The organism is Litoreibacter halocynthiae (assembly GCF_004365635.1).
Lineage (GTDB): Bacteria > Pseudomonadota > Alphaproteobacteria > Rhodobacterales > Rhodobacteraceae > Litoreibacter > Litoreibacter halocynthiae.
Map to the genome: position 1 here is coordinate 856,662 of NZ_SOBH01000001.1, position 16,726 is coordinate 873,387.

At 57.5% G+C, this 16,726-nt stretch carries 20 protein-coding genes and 2 tRNA genes; 13 read left to right on the forward strand and 9 right to left on the reverse strand.

Annotation, left to right across the window (positions count from 1 at the left end; translation table 11 throughout):
• Nucleotides 1–22: 22 nt before the first annotated feature.
• Both BDE40_RS04205 and BDE40_RS04210 read right to left on the reverse strand, forming a co-directional pair.
• Nucleotides 23–97 (reverse strand) — tRNA-Asn (locus BDE40_RS04205).
• Nucleotides 98–157: 60 nt separating this feature from the next.
• Nucleotides 158–1,069 carry an MBL fold metallo-hydrolase gene (locus BDE40_RS04210; RefSeq protein ID WP_134013114.1) on the reverse strand — a complete coding sequence of 304 codons (912 nt, stop codon included), beginning with the start codon at nucleotides 1,067–1,069 and terminating at the stop codon, nucleotides 158–160.
• A 41-nt stretch (nucleotides 1,070–1,110) separates the two neighbouring features.
• Between BDE40_RS04210 and BDE40_RS04215 the strand changes: the two genes are divergently transcribed.
• Nucleotides 1,111–2,430, forward strand: coding sequence for an ATP-binding protein (locus tag BDE40_RS04215; protein WP_134013116.1), 1,320 nt, complete (start codon nucleotides 1,111–1,113; stop codon nucleotides 2,428–2,430).
• An 8-nt stretch (nucleotides 2,431–2,438) separates the two neighbouring features.
• Here the strand turns inward: BDE40_RS04215 and BDE40_RS04220 are convergent.
• Nucleotides 2,439–2,515, reverse strand: a tRNA-Ile gene (locus tag BDE40_RS04220).
• Between the two features lie 11 nt (nucleotides 2,516–2,526).
• Between BDE40_RS04220 and BDE40_RS04225 the strand changes: the two genes are divergently transcribed.
• The 4 genes from BDE40_RS04225 (at nucleotide 2,527) to rnd (ending at nucleotide 6,061) form a co-directional block, all read left to right on the forward strand.
• Entirely contained in the window at nucleotides 2,527–3,087 is a 561-nt protein-coding gene (locus tag BDE40_RS04225; RefSeq protein ID WP_134013118.1) for an ABZJ_00895 family protein, read from the forward strand.
• A 60-nt stretch (nucleotides 3,088–3,147) separates the two neighbouring features.
• The gene (gene purM / locus BDE40_RS04230; RefSeq protein WP_134013120.1) at nucleotides 3,148–4,200 is read left to right on the forward strand and encodes a phosphoribosylformylglycinamidine cyclo-ligase; all 1,053 of its coding nucleotides are present in this window, start codon (nucleotides 3,148–3,150) and stop codon (nucleotides 4,198–4,200) included.
• Nucleotides 4,197–4,787, forward strand: a complete 591-nt coding sequence (gene purN, locus BDE40_RS04235) for a phosphoribosylglycinamide formyltransferase (protein ID WP_134013122.1) — start codon at nucleotides 4,197–4,199, stop codon at nucleotides 4,785–4,787. The genes purM and purN overlap by 4 nt, the downstream gene beginning before the upstream one ends.
• 113 nt (nucleotides 4,788–4,900) lie before the next feature.
• On the forward strand, nucleotides 4,901–6,061 hold the full coding sequence (gene rnd / locus BDE40_RS04240) for a ribonuclease D (RefSeq protein ID WP_134013764.1): 1,161 nt from the start codon (nucleotides 4,901–4,903) through the stop codon (nucleotides 6,059–6,061).
• 9 nt (nucleotides 6,062–6,070) lie between these two features.
• On the opposite strand, the gene BDE40_RS04245 is transcribed toward rnd, so the two are convergent.
• A complete protein-coding gene (locus BDE40_RS04245) occupies nucleotides 6,071–6,529 on the reverse strand; it encodes a hypothetical protein (RefSeq protein ID WP_134013124.1) in 459 nt (152 codons plus the stop codon).
• A gap of 138 nt (nucleotides 6,530–6,667) precedes the next feature.
• Between BDE40_RS04245 and BDE40_RS04250 the strand changes: the two genes are divergently transcribed.
• A complete protein-coding gene (locus BDE40_RS04250) occupies nucleotides 6,668–7,075 on the forward strand; it encodes a SufE family protein (protein WP_134013126.1) in 408 nt (135 codons plus the stop codon).
• Here the strand turns inward: BDE40_RS04250 and BDE40_RS04255 are convergent.
• The 3 genes from BDE40_RS04255 to BDE40_RS04265 all read right to left on the reverse strand — a co-directional run bounded on the left by BDE40_RS04255 (nucleotide 7,072) and on the right by BDE40_RS04265 (nucleotide 8,702).
• The gene (locus tag BDE40_RS04255; protein WP_134013128.1) at nucleotides 7,072–7,701 is read right to left on the reverse strand and encodes a DUF1638 domain-containing protein; all 630 of its coding nucleotides are present in this window, start codon (nucleotides 7,699–7,701) and stop codon (nucleotides 7,072–7,074) included. The two genes, BDE40_RS04250 and BDE40_RS04255, sit on opposite strands and share 4 nt — an antisense overlap.
• Complete coding sequence (locus BDE40_RS04260) at nucleotides 7,691–7,882, reverse strand: hypothetical protein (protein ID WP_134013130.1); 192 nt, start codon at nucleotides 7,880–7,882, stop codon at nucleotides 7,691–7,693. Before BDE40_RS04260 ends, BDE40_RS04255 begins: the two co-directional genes overlap by 11 nt.
• Before the next feature lie 115 nt (nucleotides 7,883–7,997).
• A complete protein-coding gene (locus BDE40_RS04265) occupies nucleotides 7,998–8,702 on the reverse strand; it encodes a corrinoid protein (RefSeq protein ID WP_073141150.1) in 705 nt (234 codons plus the stop codon).
• A 157-nt stretch (nucleotides 8,703–8,859) separates the two neighbouring features.
• Here BDE40_RS04265 and BDE40_RS04270 point away from each other — a divergent pair, with 157 nt between their 5' ends.
• Entirely contained in the window at nucleotides 8,860–9,963 is a 1,104-nt protein-coding gene (locus BDE40_RS04270; protein ID WP_134013132.1) for a PA0069 family radical SAM protein, read from the forward strand.
• A gap of 11 nt (nucleotides 9,964–9,974) precedes the next feature.
• Here BDE40_RS04270 and bmt read toward each other — a convergent pair whose 3' ends face one another.
• Both bmt and BDE40_RS04280 read right to left on the reverse strand, forming a co-directional pair.
• Nucleotides 9,975–10,988 (reverse strand): betaine--homocysteine S-methyltransferase, encoded by a 1,014-nt coding sequence (gene bmt / locus BDE40_RS04275; RefSeq protein WP_134013134.1) that lies wholly within the window; start codon nucleotides 10,986–10,988, stop codon nucleotides 9,975–9,977.
• Nucleotides 10,989–11,198: 210 nt separating this feature from the next.
• A complete protein-coding gene (locus tag BDE40_RS04280) occupies nucleotides 11,199–11,513 on the reverse strand; it encodes a DUF1476 domain-containing protein (protein WP_134013136.1) in 315 nt (104 codons plus the stop codon).
• 195 nt (nucleotides 11,514–11,708) lie between these two features.
• On the opposite strand from BDE40_RS04280, the gene purC reads away from it, so the two are divergent.
• From purC to BDE40_RS04310, 6 genes are read left to right on the forward strand one after another with little or no spacing between them, the layout of a single operon-like run.
• Nucleotides 11,709–12,470 (forward strand): phosphoribosylaminoimidazolesuccinocarboxamide synthase, encoded by a 762-nt coding sequence (gene purC, locus BDE40_RS04285; protein WP_134013138.1) that lies wholly within the window; start codon nucleotides 11,709–11,711, stop codon nucleotides 12,468–12,470.
• A 13-nt stretch (nucleotides 12,471–12,483) separates the two neighbouring features.
• Nucleotides 12,484–12,858 (forward strand): ribonuclease E inhibitor RraB, encoded by a 375-nt coding sequence (locus tag BDE40_RS04290; protein WP_134013140.1) that lies wholly within the window; start codon nucleotides 12,484–12,486, stop codon nucleotides 12,856–12,858.
• Between the two features lie 13 nt (nucleotides 12,859–12,871).
• On the forward strand, nucleotides 12,872–13,102 hold the full coding sequence (gene purS, locus BDE40_RS04295) for a phosphoribosylformylglycinamidine synthase subunit PurS (RefSeq protein ID WP_134013142.1): 231 nt from the start codon (nucleotides 12,872–12,874) through the stop codon (nucleotides 13,100–13,102).
• The gene (locus BDE40_RS04300; RefSeq protein ID WP_134013144.1) at nucleotides 13,102–14,139 is read left to right on the forward strand and encodes a zinc-dependent alcohol dehydrogenase family protein; all 1,038 of its coding nucleotides are present in this window, start codon (nucleotides 13,102–13,104) and stop codon (nucleotides 14,137–14,139) included. The genes purS and BDE40_RS04300 overlap by 1 nt, the downstream gene beginning before the upstream one ends.
• A gap of 14 nt (nucleotides 14,140–14,153) precedes the next feature.
• A complete protein-coding gene (gene purQ / locus BDE40_RS04305) occupies nucleotides 14,154–14,822 on the forward strand; it encodes a phosphoribosylformylglycinamidine synthase subunit PurQ (protein WP_134013146.1) in 669 nt (222 codons plus the stop codon).
• A 52-nt stretch (nucleotides 14,823–14,874) separates the two neighbouring features.
• Complete coding sequence (locus tag BDE40_RS04310) at nucleotides 14,875–16,716, forward strand: sensor histidine kinase (RefSeq protein WP_134013148.1); 1,842 nt, start codon at nucleotides 14,875–14,877, stop codon at nucleotides 16,714–16,716.
• Nucleotides 16,717–16,726 lie beyond the last annotated feature (10 nt).

The window sequence follows — 16,726 nt, forward strand, 5'->3', positions numbered from 1 at the left end:
GCTCATGTTTTCAAAGGGGAAATGGCTCCGACGGTAGGGATCGAACCTACGACCAATTGATTAACAGTCAACTGCTCTACCGCTGAGCTACGTCGGAACGGTGAGGCGCGTATAGCAAGCGCGATTCCGGTCGTAAAGAGGGTTTTGCCCAAATAATTCAGATAACTGAAAACCGGCTTGTTGCGCTGAGTTTGTGCTCGGGTTTCACAAGTTTTCGCTCTGAAAGATCAATCAGATGGGCAATGACATTTCGCTCGGCCGCGGGCAGAAGTGCGGGGTTTACGCCTATATAGATCCGCGCTGTAAGCTCCTTTGGTGTTTGAAGGCCGGAATTCAAAGAGGCAAGGATTTGAGATTCGCGCATTCGCCGATGTGTGAGCAATTCCTGAAGTCTGGCAGACGGGTTATCCACGGGTTTTCCATGGCCACTAAAATAGGTCGCAACCGGATCGCGCTTCGCAAGCATCTCCAGCGAGGCCATGAAATCCGTGAGATGCCCGTCTGGCGGTGATACCATGGATGTCGCCCAACCCATCACCAAATCACCGCTGAAAATTGCATCTCCCTCGTGCCAGTGGAAACACAGATGGTTCCCCATATGGCCAGGGGTATGCAACGCGGTGAGGCCCCAATCGGACCCGTCAACACGGACGTCATGGGCAAGGTTGACGTCGGGCAGGAAGGTCGAATCGATGCCTTCGCCACCGCCCAAATCTGTGAACGAGGCCATCACCTCCGCGCGCCCCGCAGAGCTGCTGCCAAATCCATAGACCTTCGCACCGGTGATCTGTGCCAAAACCATCGCCAAGGGGGAATGGTCAATATGGGAGTGGGTTACGAAAATGTGGCTGATGCGTTGATGGGCCTCAAGTGCAGAGAGAATAGCGGCCAAGTGCTCTTCATCCGGCGGGCCCGGGTCGATTACGGCAATATCCCGCGTGCCAAGCAGATATGTGTTGGTGCCTGTGTAGGTCATGGGCGAGGCGTTCGGCGCAAGGATGCAGCGCAGTCCCTCTGAAAGGGTCACGGGCTGCCCCGCTTTACGCGTGTCTTGCTCGGAATTTGCCATCGCTCTTTTCCTTTCGGCGAAGGGGCTTTACGATCCGGAACATGGCACGGTTCTCAATCAAGCGCTACCTTCCACGCAGCCTGTACGGGCGGGCGGCGCTCATCTTGTTGGTGCCGATCGTGACGATCCAACTGGTCGTGTCCTTCGCCTTTATCCAGCGCCTGTATGAAGACGTAACAGCGCAGATGACGCAGAACATTTCGGTGGAACTGCAGCTATTGTTGGACATCGTCGAAGATGCGAAAAATGTCGAAGAAGCTGCCACGAAACTGATCCAGACTGCGAACGCTTTGGATATTGATGTGACATTCCCCGGTGCAGACGTGCGGGAGAGACGTCGCTTTACGGATTTGTCCGGACGGGCGATCCGCGAGACGCTAGACCAGCAATTTGAAACGCTGCGTGCGGTTGATCTGGTCAGCCTCGACAAGACTGTGCAAGCCAGCTTGGAGACGTCGAAAGGCGTCCTCGAAGTGGCGTTCTCGCGGCGACGGGTGGCTGTCTCTAACCCGCATCAATTGCTTGTTCTGATGCTGTTTACCGCTGTGTTGATGACGGTGATTTCCTATCTGTTCTTGCGCAACCAGCTGCGCCCGATCCGACGTCTCGCCCGCGCGGCGGAAGCGTTTGGTAAGGGCCGGAACGAGCCATACTATCCGGGTGGGGCGTTGGAAGTGCGCTCTGCGGGTGCCGCCTTTTTGAACATGCGCGCACGGATCGAGCGGCAAATCGAGCAGCGCACGCTGATGTTGTCGGGTGTCAGCCACGATTTGCGCACGCCGCTCACCCGCTTGAAGCTGGGGCTGTCGATGCAGCCGGACACTGAAGAGACCAAAGATCTGATTGGCGACGTCGACGAAATGGAGCGGTTGATCGAGGCATTTCTGGATTTCGCCAAAGCTGATGCGCAGGAAGAACTGGAGCGCGCCGATCCGATCGACTTGGTCAAGGACCTCGTCGCGAACGCACAAAGGGCAGGAAAGTCGGTTGAGCTTGCAGGAGATATTCCCGACGCTGTGAACATGAAGCTTCGCCCGCTTTCCGTGCGGCGCGCCGTTGAAAATCTGATAAACAACGCAGTGCGTTACGGGACGTTCGCGCAGGTTGAAGTCGCAGTGCTGGAAACGGCGTTGCGGATCAGTGTCGAGGATAACGGACCTGGTATTCCCGAAGCGAGGCGGGAGCAGGCGGTAAAAGCTTTTTCGCGGTTGGATGCATCACGCAACCAAAATGCAGGCTCCGGTGTCGGGCTGGGACTGGCAATCGCGGCGGATGTGGCACGGTCCCATGGCGGCACATTGCGGCTGGGTGACAGCGATCACCTGGGCGGGTTGAAAGCGGAACTGGTGCTGCCGCGATAGGGGAGAAGTGGTAGGCCCGGCAGGACTTGAACCCGCAACCAAAGCGTTATGAGCGCTCTGCTCTAACCAGTTGAGCTACAGGCCCCCTAGGAACGGATGGCTACCAGACCGAACGCCCGCGTCAAGTCTCTTAGACGCATCAATTGCGAAAGTGCGGCGGGTGTTTTACACCGGACCCGAAATCAAAAGGAACATGTGATGGATACCGGATACCTCCTAAAGCGCTACGCCGTGGTCTCTGTAATCACCATGTTCGCGGTGCTTGTTATCTCGTACCTGCTGGACGTGTTCGCCGGGTTCGACATCGGCTCAGGCGGTTCAATCGCCACCGCACTTGTTCCCGCCATGGATGCAGGCCAAACCTACGCGAGACGTGTTAGGAAGCAGCCCGAAAGCGGGTTCGCGTGGAAATTGTCGGCAGTTTTCGTGGTGATAAACGCGGCTTTGGGACTCGCGTTCTCGTTGGTGTTTGTCATGGCGTTCGGCGGTTTGGCTGATGTGTCCGAGTTATTGAGCGGGGTAGGTCCGCTGGGGCGGGCCATCATTATTGCCATCGCATTTGCAATCTATTGGCTCGCCAGCCGCTTTTTCTTTGGATTTGGCGCGAAAAACGAGCTGAAGATGCAAGAAAAGCTGGCCGCGAAGAAGCAGCCATAGACTCGTGCCCGCTGGCTTGCTAGGTCGGCGCAACTCTAATCTGCTGCCGGATGTGACCCCATGACAAAGACCCCGAAGAACGGTTTGACCTATGCCGATGCTGGCGTGGATATTGATGCCGGCAACGCACTGATCGACCGGATCAAGCCCGCTGCTGCAGCCACCAAACGCTCTGGCGTGATGGAAGGGTTGGGCGGTTTCGGGGCATTGTTCGACCTTAAAGATGCTGGGTTCAAGGACCCGATTTTGGTGTCTGCCACCGACGGCGTCGGGACCAAGCTGCGCATTGCCATTGATACCGGCCATTACGACACAATCGGCGTCGATCTGGTCGCCATGTGCGTCAATGATCTGGTGTGCCAAGGCGCGGAACCGCTGCTGTTTCTCGACTACTTCGCAACTGGCAAACTGGACCTCGATACGGCCACGACGATCATCAACGGGATCGCGGCGGGCTGCGAGGCTTCCGGCTGCGCGCTTATCGGTGGTGAAACCGCCGAAATGCCCGGGATGTATAGCGAGGGTGATTTCGATCTGGCCGGATTCTCGGTAGGCGCAATGGAGCGCGGGACGGCCTTGCCGCAAGGCGTGGCAGAAGGGGACGTTCTGTTGGGCCTCGCGTCGAGCGGTGTTCACTCCAACGGGTATTCTTTGGTGCGCAAAGTTGTGGAGACTTCCGGTCACGGCTGGAACGATGCCGCCCCGTTTGCAGAAGGGCAATCCTTGGGAGAGGCTTTGCTGACCCCGACACGCCTCTATGTGAAATCTGCCTTGGCTGCGGTTCGGGCAGGGGGCGTTCATGCGCTGGCCCATATCACCGGCGGTGGTCTGACCGAGAATTTGCCACGGGTTTTACCTGAGGGGTTGGGGGCCGAGATCGATCTTGGCACATGGGAGTTGCCCGGCGTGTTCTCCTGGATGGCCGGGATCGCTGGCATTGAAGAAGCCGAGATGTTGAAGACCTTTAATTCGGGTATCGGCATGGTGTTGGCAGTCGACCCACGCGCGGCCGAAGCGCTGACCAGCGTTTTGCAAGATGCTGGCGAGACAGTGTTCCGCATCGGGGCGGTCACGTCGGGCGAGGGCGTTCGCTACTCGGGCCGCCTGCTTTGAAAAAAGTAGCCATTCTGGTGTCAGGTGGCGGCTCGAACATGCTGACACTGTGTAGCAGTATGATGGATGACCATCCGGCGAGACCTGTATTGGTCTTGTCAAACGACCCCAGTGCGAAAGGGTTGAAATATGCCGCCGCACGCGGGCTAAGCGTGGCGTCCGTGGACCACCGGAAATTTGGAAAAGACCGCGCGGCTTTTGAGGCTGAACTGGTAAAGCATCTAGAATCGGTCGAGCCTGACATCATCTGCCTTGCAGGTTTTATGCGGGTTCTAACAGCGGGCTTTGTTGAGCGCTACGCAGGACGGATGCTCAATATTCATCCCTCGCTTTTGCCCAAATACAAAGGGTTGAATACCCATGCCCGTGCGCTGGAAGCCGGTGATGCAGAGGCGGGGTGCTCGGTCCATGTGGTGACACCGGAACTTGATGACGGCCCCATCCTTGGACAGGCTCGCGTGACCATTGAACCAGGCGAAACAGCTTCAAGTTTGGCGGCCAAAGTGCTTAAACAAGAACATAGGCTTTACCCCGCCGTTTTGCGCCGTTTCGCTGAAGGTGAACAAGGGGTGCTGGAGTTGACGTGAGGCTTGGGCTTCCCTTTTATGCCTAAACGGCTTAATAAAGAGCAGGCTCGGGGGCGGTCTACAAAGAACAACAACAACAAGCGATTACCCGAAGAACTTACATGCCATCAGACATCATTACGATCACGACCACCGATGAATTGTCCGCCTTTTGCGAGCGGGCGAAGGACTTCCCTTACGTCACCGTCGATACGGAATTTCTGCGCGAACGCACCTATTATGCGAAATTGTGCCTGATCCAGCTGGCCATCCCCGGGGACGACCGCAACGACGCCGTGCTTGTTGATCCTATTGCGGGCGCGGACATGTCGCTGGAACCGCTCTACGATCTGTTCCGAGACGAAAATGTGGTGAAAGTATTTCACGCAGCGCGGCAGGATCTAGAGATTTTCTACGTCGAAGGCGGCGTGATCCCGAAACCATTGTTCGACACGCAAGTTGCCGCGATGGTGTGCGACTTTGGCGAACAGGTCGGCTACGAGACATTGGTCCGCAAGATTGCGAAAGCCACGGTCGACAAATCATCCCGCTTTACCGATTGGTCCCGACGTCCGCTCAGCGATGCGCAAAAACTGTATGCTTTGGCTGATGTGACCCACCTGCGCGATATCTACGAGTACCTGTCCAAACGGCTGGAGCGCACGGGGCGTAAGCCTTGGGTCGAAGAAGAAATGGCAATTCTGCTCGCACCCGAGACTTATGTCGTGGATCCAGAGTCTGCATGGCGTCGAGTCAAAGTCCGCTCGAACGCACCTAAATTCCTTGCCATTGTGCGGGAATTGGCAAAGTTCCGTGAAACTTACGCGCAGGAACGAAATATTCCGCGAAGCCGCGTTTACAAAGATGACGCGTTGCTTGAGCTTGCCTCCACAAAGCCCAAGGATGAACGCGACATCGGCAAATCCCGTCTGTTGCTGCGAGATGCCCGCAAAGGGCCGATTGCTGAAGGTATCGTGGCTGCTGTTGCTATCGGTGTATCTTGCCCGCCTGACAAACTGCCGAAAGTGCCGCCTGCGCGCGATCGATCAAGCATGAATTCAGCCTTGGCTGATCTTCTGCGCGTGATGCTGAAAGCGAAAGCCGAAGAGGTTGGAATTGCCCAGAAGCTGATCGCAACCGCATCTGATCTGGACGATATTGCTTTGGGCGAACGCGACGTTTTGGCCCTAAAGGGCTGGCGCTCAGAAGTGTTCGGATTGGACGCATTGCGCCTTTGCGGGGGAGAGCTCGCGCTCTCGTGCTCCGGAAGTTCAGTAAAGATTATAGAGCTTTAGGCGTCGTTCTTAACGCTTCACTGCGCGCCGGTTGCTTTGGCCAATGACTGTAATCGTACGCACCTTGTTCAACCTGTTTGTCGAAACAGCCCGCGCCACGAAAATCTCGCGAGACCGCTGTGTGCTTTGACGGGTTTGAGTTACGGGTGGCGAGACGCGGAACTCGTAAGTCAGCGTGCTGAGGTCGTCGCGATCAACCTCCAGCAACTCCGCATTCCAGTAGCCCTGCAAGGACGGCAAGCCGACGGCGCGAATAATCGCGCCCTCCGGCGTTGGTTCAACTTTAAGCGAAACAACTTGAGCGACAAACGGGCGAGGGTCACGCAAAAGGGCTTCGTCGGTGACGGCCACGGTCTCGGCGCGGTCGCGGCCAAACCAGTTGAACGGGTTAATGCGCGAGTCGCGGATGCGTCCGCAGGCGCTCACGGTCAGGCTTATCGCCAGAATTGCTAAAATGGTGCGTGTCATTGCTCGAGTCCCCGCCAGCGCCTGTGTTTCCCAATGGAGTAGCGCAACCGAGAGGACTTGAAAAGTCCGGCCTGCACTGGACGATGTGGAACCAGCGGGTTAACTGCAAAGGAACACTCATCGAAAGGTGCACAGGCCATGGCGCAAGAGGCGTTTGAAGACATAGTTGAGACCTTTGAATTTCTGGATGATTGGGAAGATCGCTATCGTCATGTGATCGACATGGGCAAGGCAATGGACCCGCTGGATGACGCGCTGAAGGTGCCTGCGACCAAAGTTGACGGCTGTGCAAGCCAGGTTTGGCTTCATCCGAAGGTAGAGCAGGGCGTGTTCACCTTTGACGGCGATAGCGACGCGATGATTGTGCGTGGCCTGATTGCTGTGCTGAAGGGGCTGTATTCAGGTCTGGCTGTTGCCGATGTCGCCAAAGTTGACGCCGCCGTCGAATTGGGCCGCCTTGGGCTGAACGAGCATTTGTCCGCGCAACGCTCCAACGGGGTGCGTGCGATGGTCGAACGCATTCGCACGGTAGCTGCGGCCGCCTAAGCCTGCGATATTAACGCAGTTTCAAGATCGCCGTAGCCGGTGAAACGGTACTCGTATTCCAACCCTAAAAACTTAGCACAGGCTTTGGCTTTTTCCTCCAAGGCCGGATCGCGGCTTTGGGCCTGATAGACCAACTTTTCGTAATTGCCGAAATACATGTCGCGCAACTCGGGGTGACGGTCGAGCCCCAGTGGCTTGGTGACGAACGCATCGAACTGGCGGCACAGGAAATCGGTTAGATAGAACGATGTGACCTCGTTGCGCGCCTCGAAAGCCGCGTTGCCATCGTAGAAGCTGTAGCAGTGGGGCCCGTCGACCATGTCCACGCCCATCTCGTCACATGCGGCTTTCAGCAATCCACCTGTGCCGCAATCGGCATAGACGACGAAAATCTTGTCGAAACTGTCTTTGTGCTTGGCGACTGCTTCGCGCACGGCGGGCACGATCTTCTCCGGTGTGTTGTGCAAAATCGCCGGAAGACAGGCGAGGGTCATGTGGTCCCAGCCATTGCCTTCCTTTACCGCCAGAATTTCACGTGCAAGCGCCCCGCAGGCCAACAGCAATACCTTACCCGCGCCCTGTGGTGCGAGGCCTTGGTCGCGAAGCGTGCTGTCGTCAGGTGTCATCTCGTTCGAGCCTTTTGTGAAGGGCGCGGATCAAAAGACCGGCAAGCATCGCCAGCGGCAGCAGAGCAGGAATTGCCTGCGCCGCCTGACCCTGGGGCTGCATTTGTGAAAACACGAATACGGTTAGCCCCGCGGCCACGACCACGTAACAAAAAATCAAGGCAAGGCGCGTGAAGGGCATGGCAAGGTGTCCTCGAAAGACGCGCATGATTGCGCTGAGTGCGCGGGACGTCAAGCGCTAGCGGAATGACGAACGGGCCCCGCAGGGCCCGTCATACACTGCAATAATCGGCTGCTTAGCCAGCGGCCATTTGGTTGTGTTTGCGGGACATAAACTCTTTCGCCGTCTCCACCGCGACAGCCGCATCACGACAATAGGCATCGGCACCAATGGCCTTGCCGAACTCTTCGTTCAGCGGTGCGCCACCAACCAACACTGTGTAGTCGTCGCGAATGCCTTTTTCGACCATCGTGTCGATCACGACTTTCATATATGGCATCGTTGTCGTCAGCAGGGCGGACATGCCCAGAATATCCGGTGTCTCTGCCGCCAACGCGTCAAGATAGGCTTCAACGGAATTGTTGATCCCGAGGTCGATAACCTCGAAGCCGGCACCCTCCATCATCATACCGACAAGGTTCTTGCCGATGTCATGGATGTCGCCCTTTACTGTGCCGATCACCATTTTGCCGACGCGCGGGGCGCCGGTTTCGATCAACAGCGGCTTGAGGATTGCCATACCGCCCTTCATGGCGTTGGCAGCCAGAAGAACTTCCGGAACAAACAAAATGCCGTCGCGGAAATCGTTGCCAACGATGGTCATCCCGCCGACCAAGGCCTTGGTTAGCACGTCGTAGGGTTCCCATTTTCGCTCTAGCAAGATGTTAACGCCTTCTTCGATCTCTTCTTTGAGGCCGTCGTAAAGGTCGTCGAACATTTGCGCGACAAGCTCTTCATCGTCGAGTTCCGACAGGATGATATCGTCTTCTTCGTCTGACATAGGCTTAGAACTCCTCAACACGCGCGTAGGCGTCGTGGTCTTGCGTTAGTAAAGTGATGCGCCGCTGCGCTGTTTCGGGCGCGACGTTTTGCGACATAGCAAAAGCTTGCACCGACTTGCCCTTGCAAATGTTCTCGCATTGTTCCAATTTGGGGTGATGAAAAATAATGCTGCAACTGCACAGGGATCGGAGCGGCTGACCGGTCGGATAAAAGGCCGCGGCACGGTGCAAAATGATGCTGGCCGCTTTGAACGGTTTACACGCGTCGCGGCCGATGATGGCTGGGATAGTCCTGAAAACGATCTGCCTGTGCTGCGAACGCAGGTCACCTGTGAACAGGTGACCAATGCGGTAACGCGCAACACGTCGCCGGACGTACCGTTTGATCGGTCCCTCAATCCTTACCGAGGGTGCGAGCACGGGTGCATCTATTGCTTTGCGCGGCCAAGCCATGCCTATCTGGGGCTGTCGCCGGGCTTGGATTTCGAGACGCGGCTGATTGCGCGTCCGAATGCAGCCCATGCCTTGGAACGGGAGTTTCGCCGCCCGAGTTACACCCCTGATGTTTTGGCGATTGGCACCAACACTGACGCTTACCAACCGATTGAGAGAGACCGGCGCATCATGCGTGGCGTTTTGGACGTTTTGCGGCGATTCAGGCATCCCGTGGCGATTGTGACCAAGGGAAGCTTGATTGAGCGGGACATCGACATTTTGGGAGACATGGCCGCTGACAGGCTGGCCTCGGCGTCGATATCCATCACCACTTTGAATGCCAAGATTGCCCGCACGATGGAGCCCCGGGTGCCGTCTCCCGCGCGCCGCTTGCAGATCATCGAACGGTTGGCCTCTGCGGGTATACCTGTCCGCGTGAGCGTGTCGCCCCTGATCCCCGGGCTGACCGATCATGAGTTGGAAACCATTTTGCAAAAGGCCCACGACGCCGGTGCAGTCGCGGCCAGTACCATCAGTTTGCGGTTGCCGGGTGAGGTGTCCGACCTGTTTCAGGATTGGCTGGCGCGTGAGCTTCCGGGGTATGCCACAAAGGTCATGGCGCGGGTGCGCCAGATGCATGGCGGTCGCGACTATGACTCGACATTCGGTCACCGCATGCGGGGGCAGGGCGTCCATGCCGACCTGATGCGGCGACGGTTTAAATCTGCATGCAAACGGATTGGTTTGACGGAGCATCTTCAGCGCCTCCGAACGGATTTGTTTATGCGACCAACGCAAGACGGGGACCAGCTCAGCTTGTTCTGAGCTGATACCGTTCAAGTGCGGGCGCGGCGGCGCGTGATGCGCGGGGCGGGTCCGGCGCCATCTGTGCCGTCGCTCTCCGACGAGAAGCCACCGAGCTTTTCGGTGATTTGCTCAAGCGCCGGGCGATCACCACGCGGACGGGTTTCAAGGGCCGCGCGCATGCTGCGCAGATGATCTGGCGTCGTGCCACAGCATCCGCCGATGATTGTGGCGCCGGAATCGCGTGCAAGGCAGGCATAATCCGCCATCAACTCCGGGGTGCCATCATAATGAATGTGACCATCATGGTATTTCGGGATACCAGCGTTGCCTTTTGCGATGACAGGAATATTTGTCCCTTCAAAGCCAAGCACCGTGCGCAGCAAATCTGACGACCCGACACCACAGTTCGCACCAAAGGCCAGCGGTTTTTGCGCCAGTCGCCCTGCCAAAGCCGCCAGCCCAGCGGAGGTTAGGCCCATCATCGTGCGGCCAGCGGTGTCAAAGCTCATGGTGCCACACCATGGCATATCAGCGAGTTTCGCGGCCTCAGAGGCGGCTTTCAGTTCTTCGGGGGCAGAAATGGTTTCGGACCACAGAACGTCAGCACCACCGGCCTTCAAGCCCTCGGCCTGTTCGTGAAACATCTCCACCGCACTTTCATGGGTCAGGGTTCCCATCGGCGCCATGATGTCGCCGGTCGGTCCCATCGATCCTGCGACGATAACGGTCCGCCCCGAGGCGTCTGCAACTTCGCGACCGATCTCAGCCGCCAAACGGTTGAGTTCAAAGACGCGATCCTGTGCGTTGTGCAGCTTGAGGCGGGAGGCGTTGCCACCAAAGCTGTTGGTCAGGAACAGGTCAGAACCCGCTTCAACCGCATCGCTATACAGCCGACGGATCCGGTCGGGGTGATCAACATTCCAAAGCTCCGGAGGTTCGCCCGCGCTAAGCCCCATGTTGAACAACTGGGTGCCGGTCGCCCCGTCTGCGAGGAGCCAGTCGCGCTCTGCAAGCAGGCGGCTAAGGGCGTCGGAATTGGTCATTGGCTGGTCCTGTCCTGAATCGGAGTCCGTCAGAGAGCCTGATCACATGAGTTCCCAGATGAATCAAATTTATAATCATCATAATGATCATGAGTTAGGCCATGTACGAAGTCTGGTACTGGTCGCGTTTGCTAAACAGCAGCGCAGAGAAACAAAAAAGGCCGCCGGCAATGCTCCGGCGACCGTTATACGCACCTGTCGGAAGGTGTGTTAGGTTTCTGTCAACAGCTGGGATTTGGCTTCAGCCATCAATTCCGCCATCTTCGCGCGAATGGTCGCTTCTGTGGCCTTATCGCCAAGATCGCCTGCAACTTTACGGTAAACATCTTCGTCGCCCGCCTCTTCGAAGTCGGCGCGAACCACTTCTTTGGCGTAGTCTGCAGCGTCGTCGCCGGACTTGCCCATCAAATCTGCGGCCCACAAGCCAAGAAGCTTGTTGCGGCGGGCTTCCGCTTTGAACTGCATTTCTGCGTCATGGGCGAATTTCGTTTCAAACGCATTCTCGCGGTCATCAAAGGTGGTCATTTAAGGCTCCTGTGGATGTCTGTTACTCTTGATATGCCCATGCTTTGGCGCTGACGCAAGGGGGTGGTGCCTTCGCGGGGTGATGTGACGCGGCTTGCATTGCTTGTCTGACCCGCGCGGGTGACGTATAGGCTCGGCTAACAACGGGATGCGAGTCCCGCACCCGCGCGGGACGCCGCGCCACAGGAGATGCTCATGGCACGCCGAAAGAAGATCTACGAAGGCAAAGCTAAAACACTGTATGAAGGCCCTGAGCCCGGTACACTTGTCCAGTATTTCAAGGATGATGCAACGGCCAACAATGCTGAAAAGCATGGCATCATCGAGGGGAAGGGCGTGTTGAACAACCGCCTGAGCGAGTTCTTTATGACCGGCCTCGGCCATATCGGTGTCCCGACCCATTTCATCAAACGCCTCAACATGCGCGAGCAGTTGATCCGCGCCGTCGAAATCATTCCGCTGGAAGTGATCGTGCGCAACTACGCGGCAGGGTCCATGGCGAAGCGTCTGGGGATGGAAGAAGGCACCATGCTGCCGCGTCCCATCGTCGAGTTTTCCTACAAGGACGACGCATTGGGCGATCCGCTGGTGCCGGAAGAATACATTATCGCTTTGGGATGGGCGAGCCAGCAGGATCTGGACGACATCGTAGCACTTGCCCTGCGGGTCAACGACTTCATGTCTGGTGTTATGTATGGCGTTGGCATCAAGCTGATCGACTTCAAAATCGAGATTGGCCGACAGTTTGATGGCGACTTCCAACGCTTGATCGTCGCCGACGAGATCAGCCCCGACAGCTGTCGCTTGTGGGACATGGAAACGGGCCAGAAGCTCGATAAAGACGTGTTCCGCCGCGATCTTGGTAACCTGGCTGACGCATATACCGAAGTTGCTCGGCGCCTTGGGGTATTGCCAAATAACAATGCGCCATTGGGCAAGCCCACTCTGATTAACTAACGGATATCGCCCCGTGATTTTACGTTTGCTCAATTCCATCGTCGTGCGGTTTCGCAAGCCGTTGGAATTGGGTAGCCCGAAAGCCAACAAGCTGGTTCTGGCGCAAATTGCAGAACAAGGTGACGATGGCACGGAAGAGCGTCACGTCCGCCACTTTGCCTACCCCATGCGCGGCGCCGGCTCGGCCGGTCGCGACCAAGCCATCGAGCTGTTCGCCGAGGCTGGTTTAGACGTGGCTGAAACCCAGTACCGAGACGGTGTCATGGGTGAGCATTACGCGGCGGTGGCAAACGAAGAATTCGACCAATTAACCGACAGCCTGCGCGACGAGTTTGCCCGCATGGGCTGGGAATACGACGGCTGGGAATGCGCCGTTTTGAAAAGCTGAGGGAGCAAAGATCATGAAAGCACGCGTCCATATCATGTTGAAAAACGGGGTGCTCGATCCGCAAGGTGAGGCCGTGCGCCACGCGCTTGGAACTCTGGGGTTCGACGGCGTAAACGGTGTGCGCCAAGGTAAGGTGATCGAGTTGGATCTGGCCGAGGGAACAACTGAGGCTTCGGTCAAGGACATGTGCGAAAAGCTTCTCGCAAATACAGTGATCGAAAGCTACACGATCGAGCTTACCTAATGCGTGCCGCCGTCCTTCGTGAATACAACGCTCCGCTGTCCATCGAGGACGTGGCAGAACCCGCTTGCCCTGAAGACGGCGTCGTTCTGAAGGTCATGGCGTGCGGGGTGTGCCGCTCCGACTGGCATGGTTGGACGGGAGAGCATCCTCGCGTAAAGCCGGGGCAAATCGGCGGTCACGAATATTGCGGTGAAGTCGTAGAGGCGGGGCCGTTGGCGACGCATAAGTTGGGCGACAAGCTGATTGCGCCGTTCATTCTTGCGTGCGGGACATGCCCGTCCTGCCAAGAGGGCAATCAAAATACATGCCCGAACCAGCGACTTCCCGGCTTTATCGAGCCCGGCGCTTTTGCGGAATATGTTGCCGTCCCATTTGACCACAATCTGGCGCATCTGCCGGAAAACCTTTCACCGACCGTTGCGGCTGGTCTTGGATGTCGGGTCACAACCGCGTGGCACGCGTTGACCGGACGCGCCGCATTGCAGCCGGGTGAATGGCTCGCGGTTCACGGGACGGGGGGCATCGGCTTGTCGGCATTGTTGCTTGGTATCGCAATGGGTGCTCGGGTGATTGTGGTTGATATCGTCGAGGAAAAACTTACTCACGCCAAAGGCTTGGGGGCCGAAGCTGCGGTGAACGCTGCAGATGGTGACGTCGCCGCAAAGATCAAAGAGATCACCGGAGGCGGCGCACATGTGTCTGTCGAGGCGCTCGGGCTTCCTGTCACGACCAATGCGTCAATTGAATGCCTGCGCCCCTTGGGCCGCCATGTACAGGTCGGCATGCCTGTGGGTCATACAGCGACGATGGAAATCAACATGAGCGCCGTCTATCTCGGCAATCTTGCTTTGTACGGCACACGCGGCATGCCGCCTTGGAAATACCCGAGCTTGCTGGCGCTGATCACCAGCGGTCGTATCGACATGTCGCCGCTTGTCGCCCGCGAAATCGGGCTGTCGGGTGTCTCCGACGAGCTTGCTGCCTTCAACGGGCCAACCCCTCCGGGTGTGGCCGTCATCACTGATTTTCTAAGCTAAAGGGACCGTTTGCCATGAAAGCTGCCGTCATCGTTTTCCCCGGGTCCAATTGCGACCGCGATCTTGCCGAAGGGTTCCGCCAAGCGGGGTTTGAGGTTTCCATGGTCTGGCACAAAGACACCGACCTGCCCAAGGGCATGGACGTGATCGGCATTCCCGGGGGTTTTTCTTTTGGGGATTATCTGCGGTGCGGTGCAATCGCAGCCCAGTCGCCTATTTGCCGCGCAGTTGTGGATTACGCCCATAAAGGCGGGCATGTGCTGGGCTTTTGTAACGGTTTCCAAGTGCTTTGCGAGACCGGTCTGTTGCCCGGCGTGTTGATGCGCAATGCGGGGCTAAAGTTTGTTTGCCGCCAGCAAACGCTCCGTGTCGAGACTGCAGACAGCCCTTTCACCAACGCTTACAGCAAAGGCAATGAGATCATGGTGCCGATTGCGCACCACGATGGGAACTTTTCCGCCGACGCGGATTTGCTCTCCCGTTTGCGCGGCGAAGACCGCGTGGCATTCAGCTATGTCGGCAACCCCAATGGCTCAACCGGCGATATTGCGGGTATTCTCAGTGAAAACCGGCGTGTTCTGGGAATGATGCCCCATCCGGAGCGGGCAAGCGAGCCTGCGCATGGTGGAACCGACGGGCAGGGGGTTTTTAAATCCTTAACCGAGGTTTTGGCGCTGGCGTGAATCCGCCGAAGGTGCGCTTGAGAGTACGCGGTCACTGACCTAATCTGGGCACATGAAGACGACGCCTCCCACTGGTGGGACCGACATCAAAGCGGTCACGCCCCCTCAAACACGGCCATCGCGTAAAGCGACTTGGCTGGTAAGAGGCGTTGTTCTGGGGTTAATCGCTCTGGCGGTTGGTATCATCTGGATATCCAACCTCTGGCTCACCGATCGCTTCACAGAGACCACCCGTAACAGAGGCGAAATCCGGCTCGCCCTGTATTCCAACGCCATTACGTCCGAGTTGCAGCGCAACCGCGTCGTCCCTTTGCTGTTGTCGCGTGACCCGGTGATGATCTCGGCGCTGAATTCCAATGATTTCTCGGCCACATCCCGTCGGTTGATTTCGTTTTCGGAAGAGATCGGGGCGGCTGCGCTGCGCCTGCTGGATCAAGACGGGGTTATCGTGGCCTCGTCGGACCGGAACGAATTGGGTGCCGCGTTTCGCAATTCACCCTATTTCGTAGATGCGCTGCGCACCAACGAGACGGTGTTCAACGCGACGCAGCTGGAAAGTGGGGCCTACAAGTTCACCTATGCCCGCCGGATTGAATCCGAAAAGCAGGGGATCGGTGTTATCGTGGTCGACGTCGATTTGCGGCAATTTGAGACACGCTGGCGCTCGCCATCCGAGGCGGTTCTGGTCGCCAATTCGGAAGGGCAGATCGTCATCGCTACAGACCCGCGCTGGCGGGGCTTGGATATTGCGGAGGCGTTAGAGAAACGAACGCCGGACAGCGCGTTGAGGCGTGCATTCGAGGCAACCGGCGGCCTGTTCGATATCGAACAACCGGACGCCTATTTCCGCGGCGAGGCGGTGATGGAAATGGTTGGTCGTATCCCGTTCCGCGGGTGGCGGATCACGTCCTTCTCGACTTACGCGAGTGTTCGGGAACGTGTGAACGGTGTGCTTGCCATCGAGATCATGGCGTTCGCCATTTTGTTGGCGTTGGCATTCTATGTTCTCTCGCGGCGCGCCCAAACACAGGCAGGCTTTTTCCGCCGCGAAAGCGAAGAATTGCGGGCATTGAACCTGCGGTTGAGCCGCGAAATAGCTGAACGGCAAAAGGTTCAAAAGAATCTTGAAGTCGCCGAGCAGTCATTGGCCCAATCGCAAAAGCTTGCGGCTTTGGGCGAGATGTCCGCCGCCGTGAGCCACGAGTTGAACCAACCGCTGGCCGCGATGAAAACCTATCTCGCGGGTGCCAAGTTGCTGCTGCAACGACGTCGCCCCGAGGAAGCGCAAGCTTCCTTCCAACGCATTGATGACTTGATCGAGCGGATGGGAGCAATCACCAAGCAGCTGAAATCCTACGCCCGCAAAGGTGGCGACGCATTGGAACCAGTAGATCTACGCGATGCGGTGCGCGGCGCTTTGTCGATGATGGAGCCGCAATTGAAGCGCGGCGATGTGCGGGTGATCTCGACATTGCCCGACGAACCCGTTCTGGTTTTGGGAGATCGCGTGCGGCTTGAGCAGGTGATCATCAACTTGTTCCGCAACGCCTTAGATGCGACCAAGGGCGTGCTTAAACCTCAGGTTGAAATACTACTGAACTCCGGTGAAACTGCCGTGCTCAGCGTGCGGGACAATGGTGAGGGGCTTGAAAGCCTCGATGAATTGTTCGAGCCGTTTTACACTACGAAACAGCCGGGGGAGGGCGTTGGCCTTGGTCTCGCAATCTCGTCCGGTATCGTTGCCGATCTGGGTGGCCGTTTGACAGCACGCAACGGTCAGGCCGGCGGCGCGGTGTTCGAAGTACAGCTACCAATTTTGGGTCAAGACGCGATCAAGACCCAACCCCCGACACAATTACCCGCCTCAAACAGCAAAGTTGAGGCCGCCGAATAGGCGCAGTACA

Bases quoted from the DNA above. Each gene is read 5' to 3' on its own strand.
- BDE40_RS04210 (WP_134013114.1), bottom strand. From the start codon at position 1,069: ATGGCAAATTCCGAGCAAGACACGCGTAAAGCGGGGCAGCCCGTGACC.
- BDE40_RS04215 (WP_134013116.1), top strand. From the start codon at position 1,111: ATGGCACGGTTCTCAATCAAGCGCTACCTTCCACGCAGCCTGTACGGG.
- BDE40_RS04225 (WP_134013118.1), top strand. From the start codon at position 2,527: ATGGCTACCAGACCGAACGCCCGCGTCAAGTCTCTTAGACGCATCAAT.
- purM (WP_134013120.1), top strand. From the start codon at position 3,148: ATGACAAAGACCCCGAAGAACGGTTTGACCTATGCCGATGCTGGCGTG.
- BDE40_RS04245 (WP_134013124.1), bottom strand. From the start codon at position 6,529: ATGACACGCACCATTTTAGCAATTCTGGCGATAAGCCTGACCGTGAGC.
- BDE40_RS04250 (WP_134013126.1), top strand. From the start codon at position 6,668: ATGGCGCAAGAGGCGTTTGAAGACATAGTTGAGACCTTTGAATTTCTG.
- BDE40_RS04255 (WP_134013128.1), bottom strand. From the start codon at position 7,701: ATGACACCTGACGACAGCACGCTTCGCGACCAAGGCCTCGCACCACAG.
- BDE40_RS04260 (WP_134013130.1), bottom strand. From the start codon at position 7,882: ATGCCCTTCACGCGCCTTGCCTTGATTTTTTGTTACGTGGTCGTGGCC.
- BDE40_RS04265 (WP_073141150.1), bottom strand. From the start codon at position 8,702: ATGTCAGACGAAGAAGACGATATCATCCTGTCGGAACTCGACGATGAA.
- BDE40_RS04270 (WP_134013132.1), top strand. From the start codon at position 8,860: ATGAAAAATAATGCTGCAACTGCACAGGGATCGGAGCGGCTGACCGGT.
- bmt (WP_134013134.1), bottom strand. From the start codon at position 10,988: ATGACCAATTCCGACGCCCTTAGCCGCCTGCTTGCAGAGCGCGACTGG.
- BDE40_RS04280 (WP_134013136.1), bottom strand. From the start codon at position 11,513: ATGACCACCTTTGATGACCGCGAGAATGCGTTTGAAACGAAATTCGCC.
- purC (WP_134013138.1), top strand. From the start codon at position 11,709: ATGGCACGCCGAAAGAAGATCTACGAAGGCAAAGCTAAAACACTGTAT.
- purS (WP_134013142.1), top strand. From the start codon at position 12,872: ATGAAAGCACGCGTCCATATCATGTTGAAAAACGGGGTGCTCGATCCG.
- BDE40_RS04300 (WP_134013144.1), top strand. From the start codon at position 13,102: ATGCGTGCCGCCGTCCTTCGTGAATACAACGCTCCGCTGTCCATCGAG.
- purQ (WP_134013146.1), top strand. From the start codon at position 14,154: ATGAAAGCTGCCGTCATCGTTTTCCCCGGGTCCAATTGCGACCGCGAT.
- BDE40_RS04310 (WP_134013148.1), top strand. From the start codon at position 14,875: ATGAAGACGACGCCTCCCACTGGTGGGACCGACATCAAAGCGGTCACG.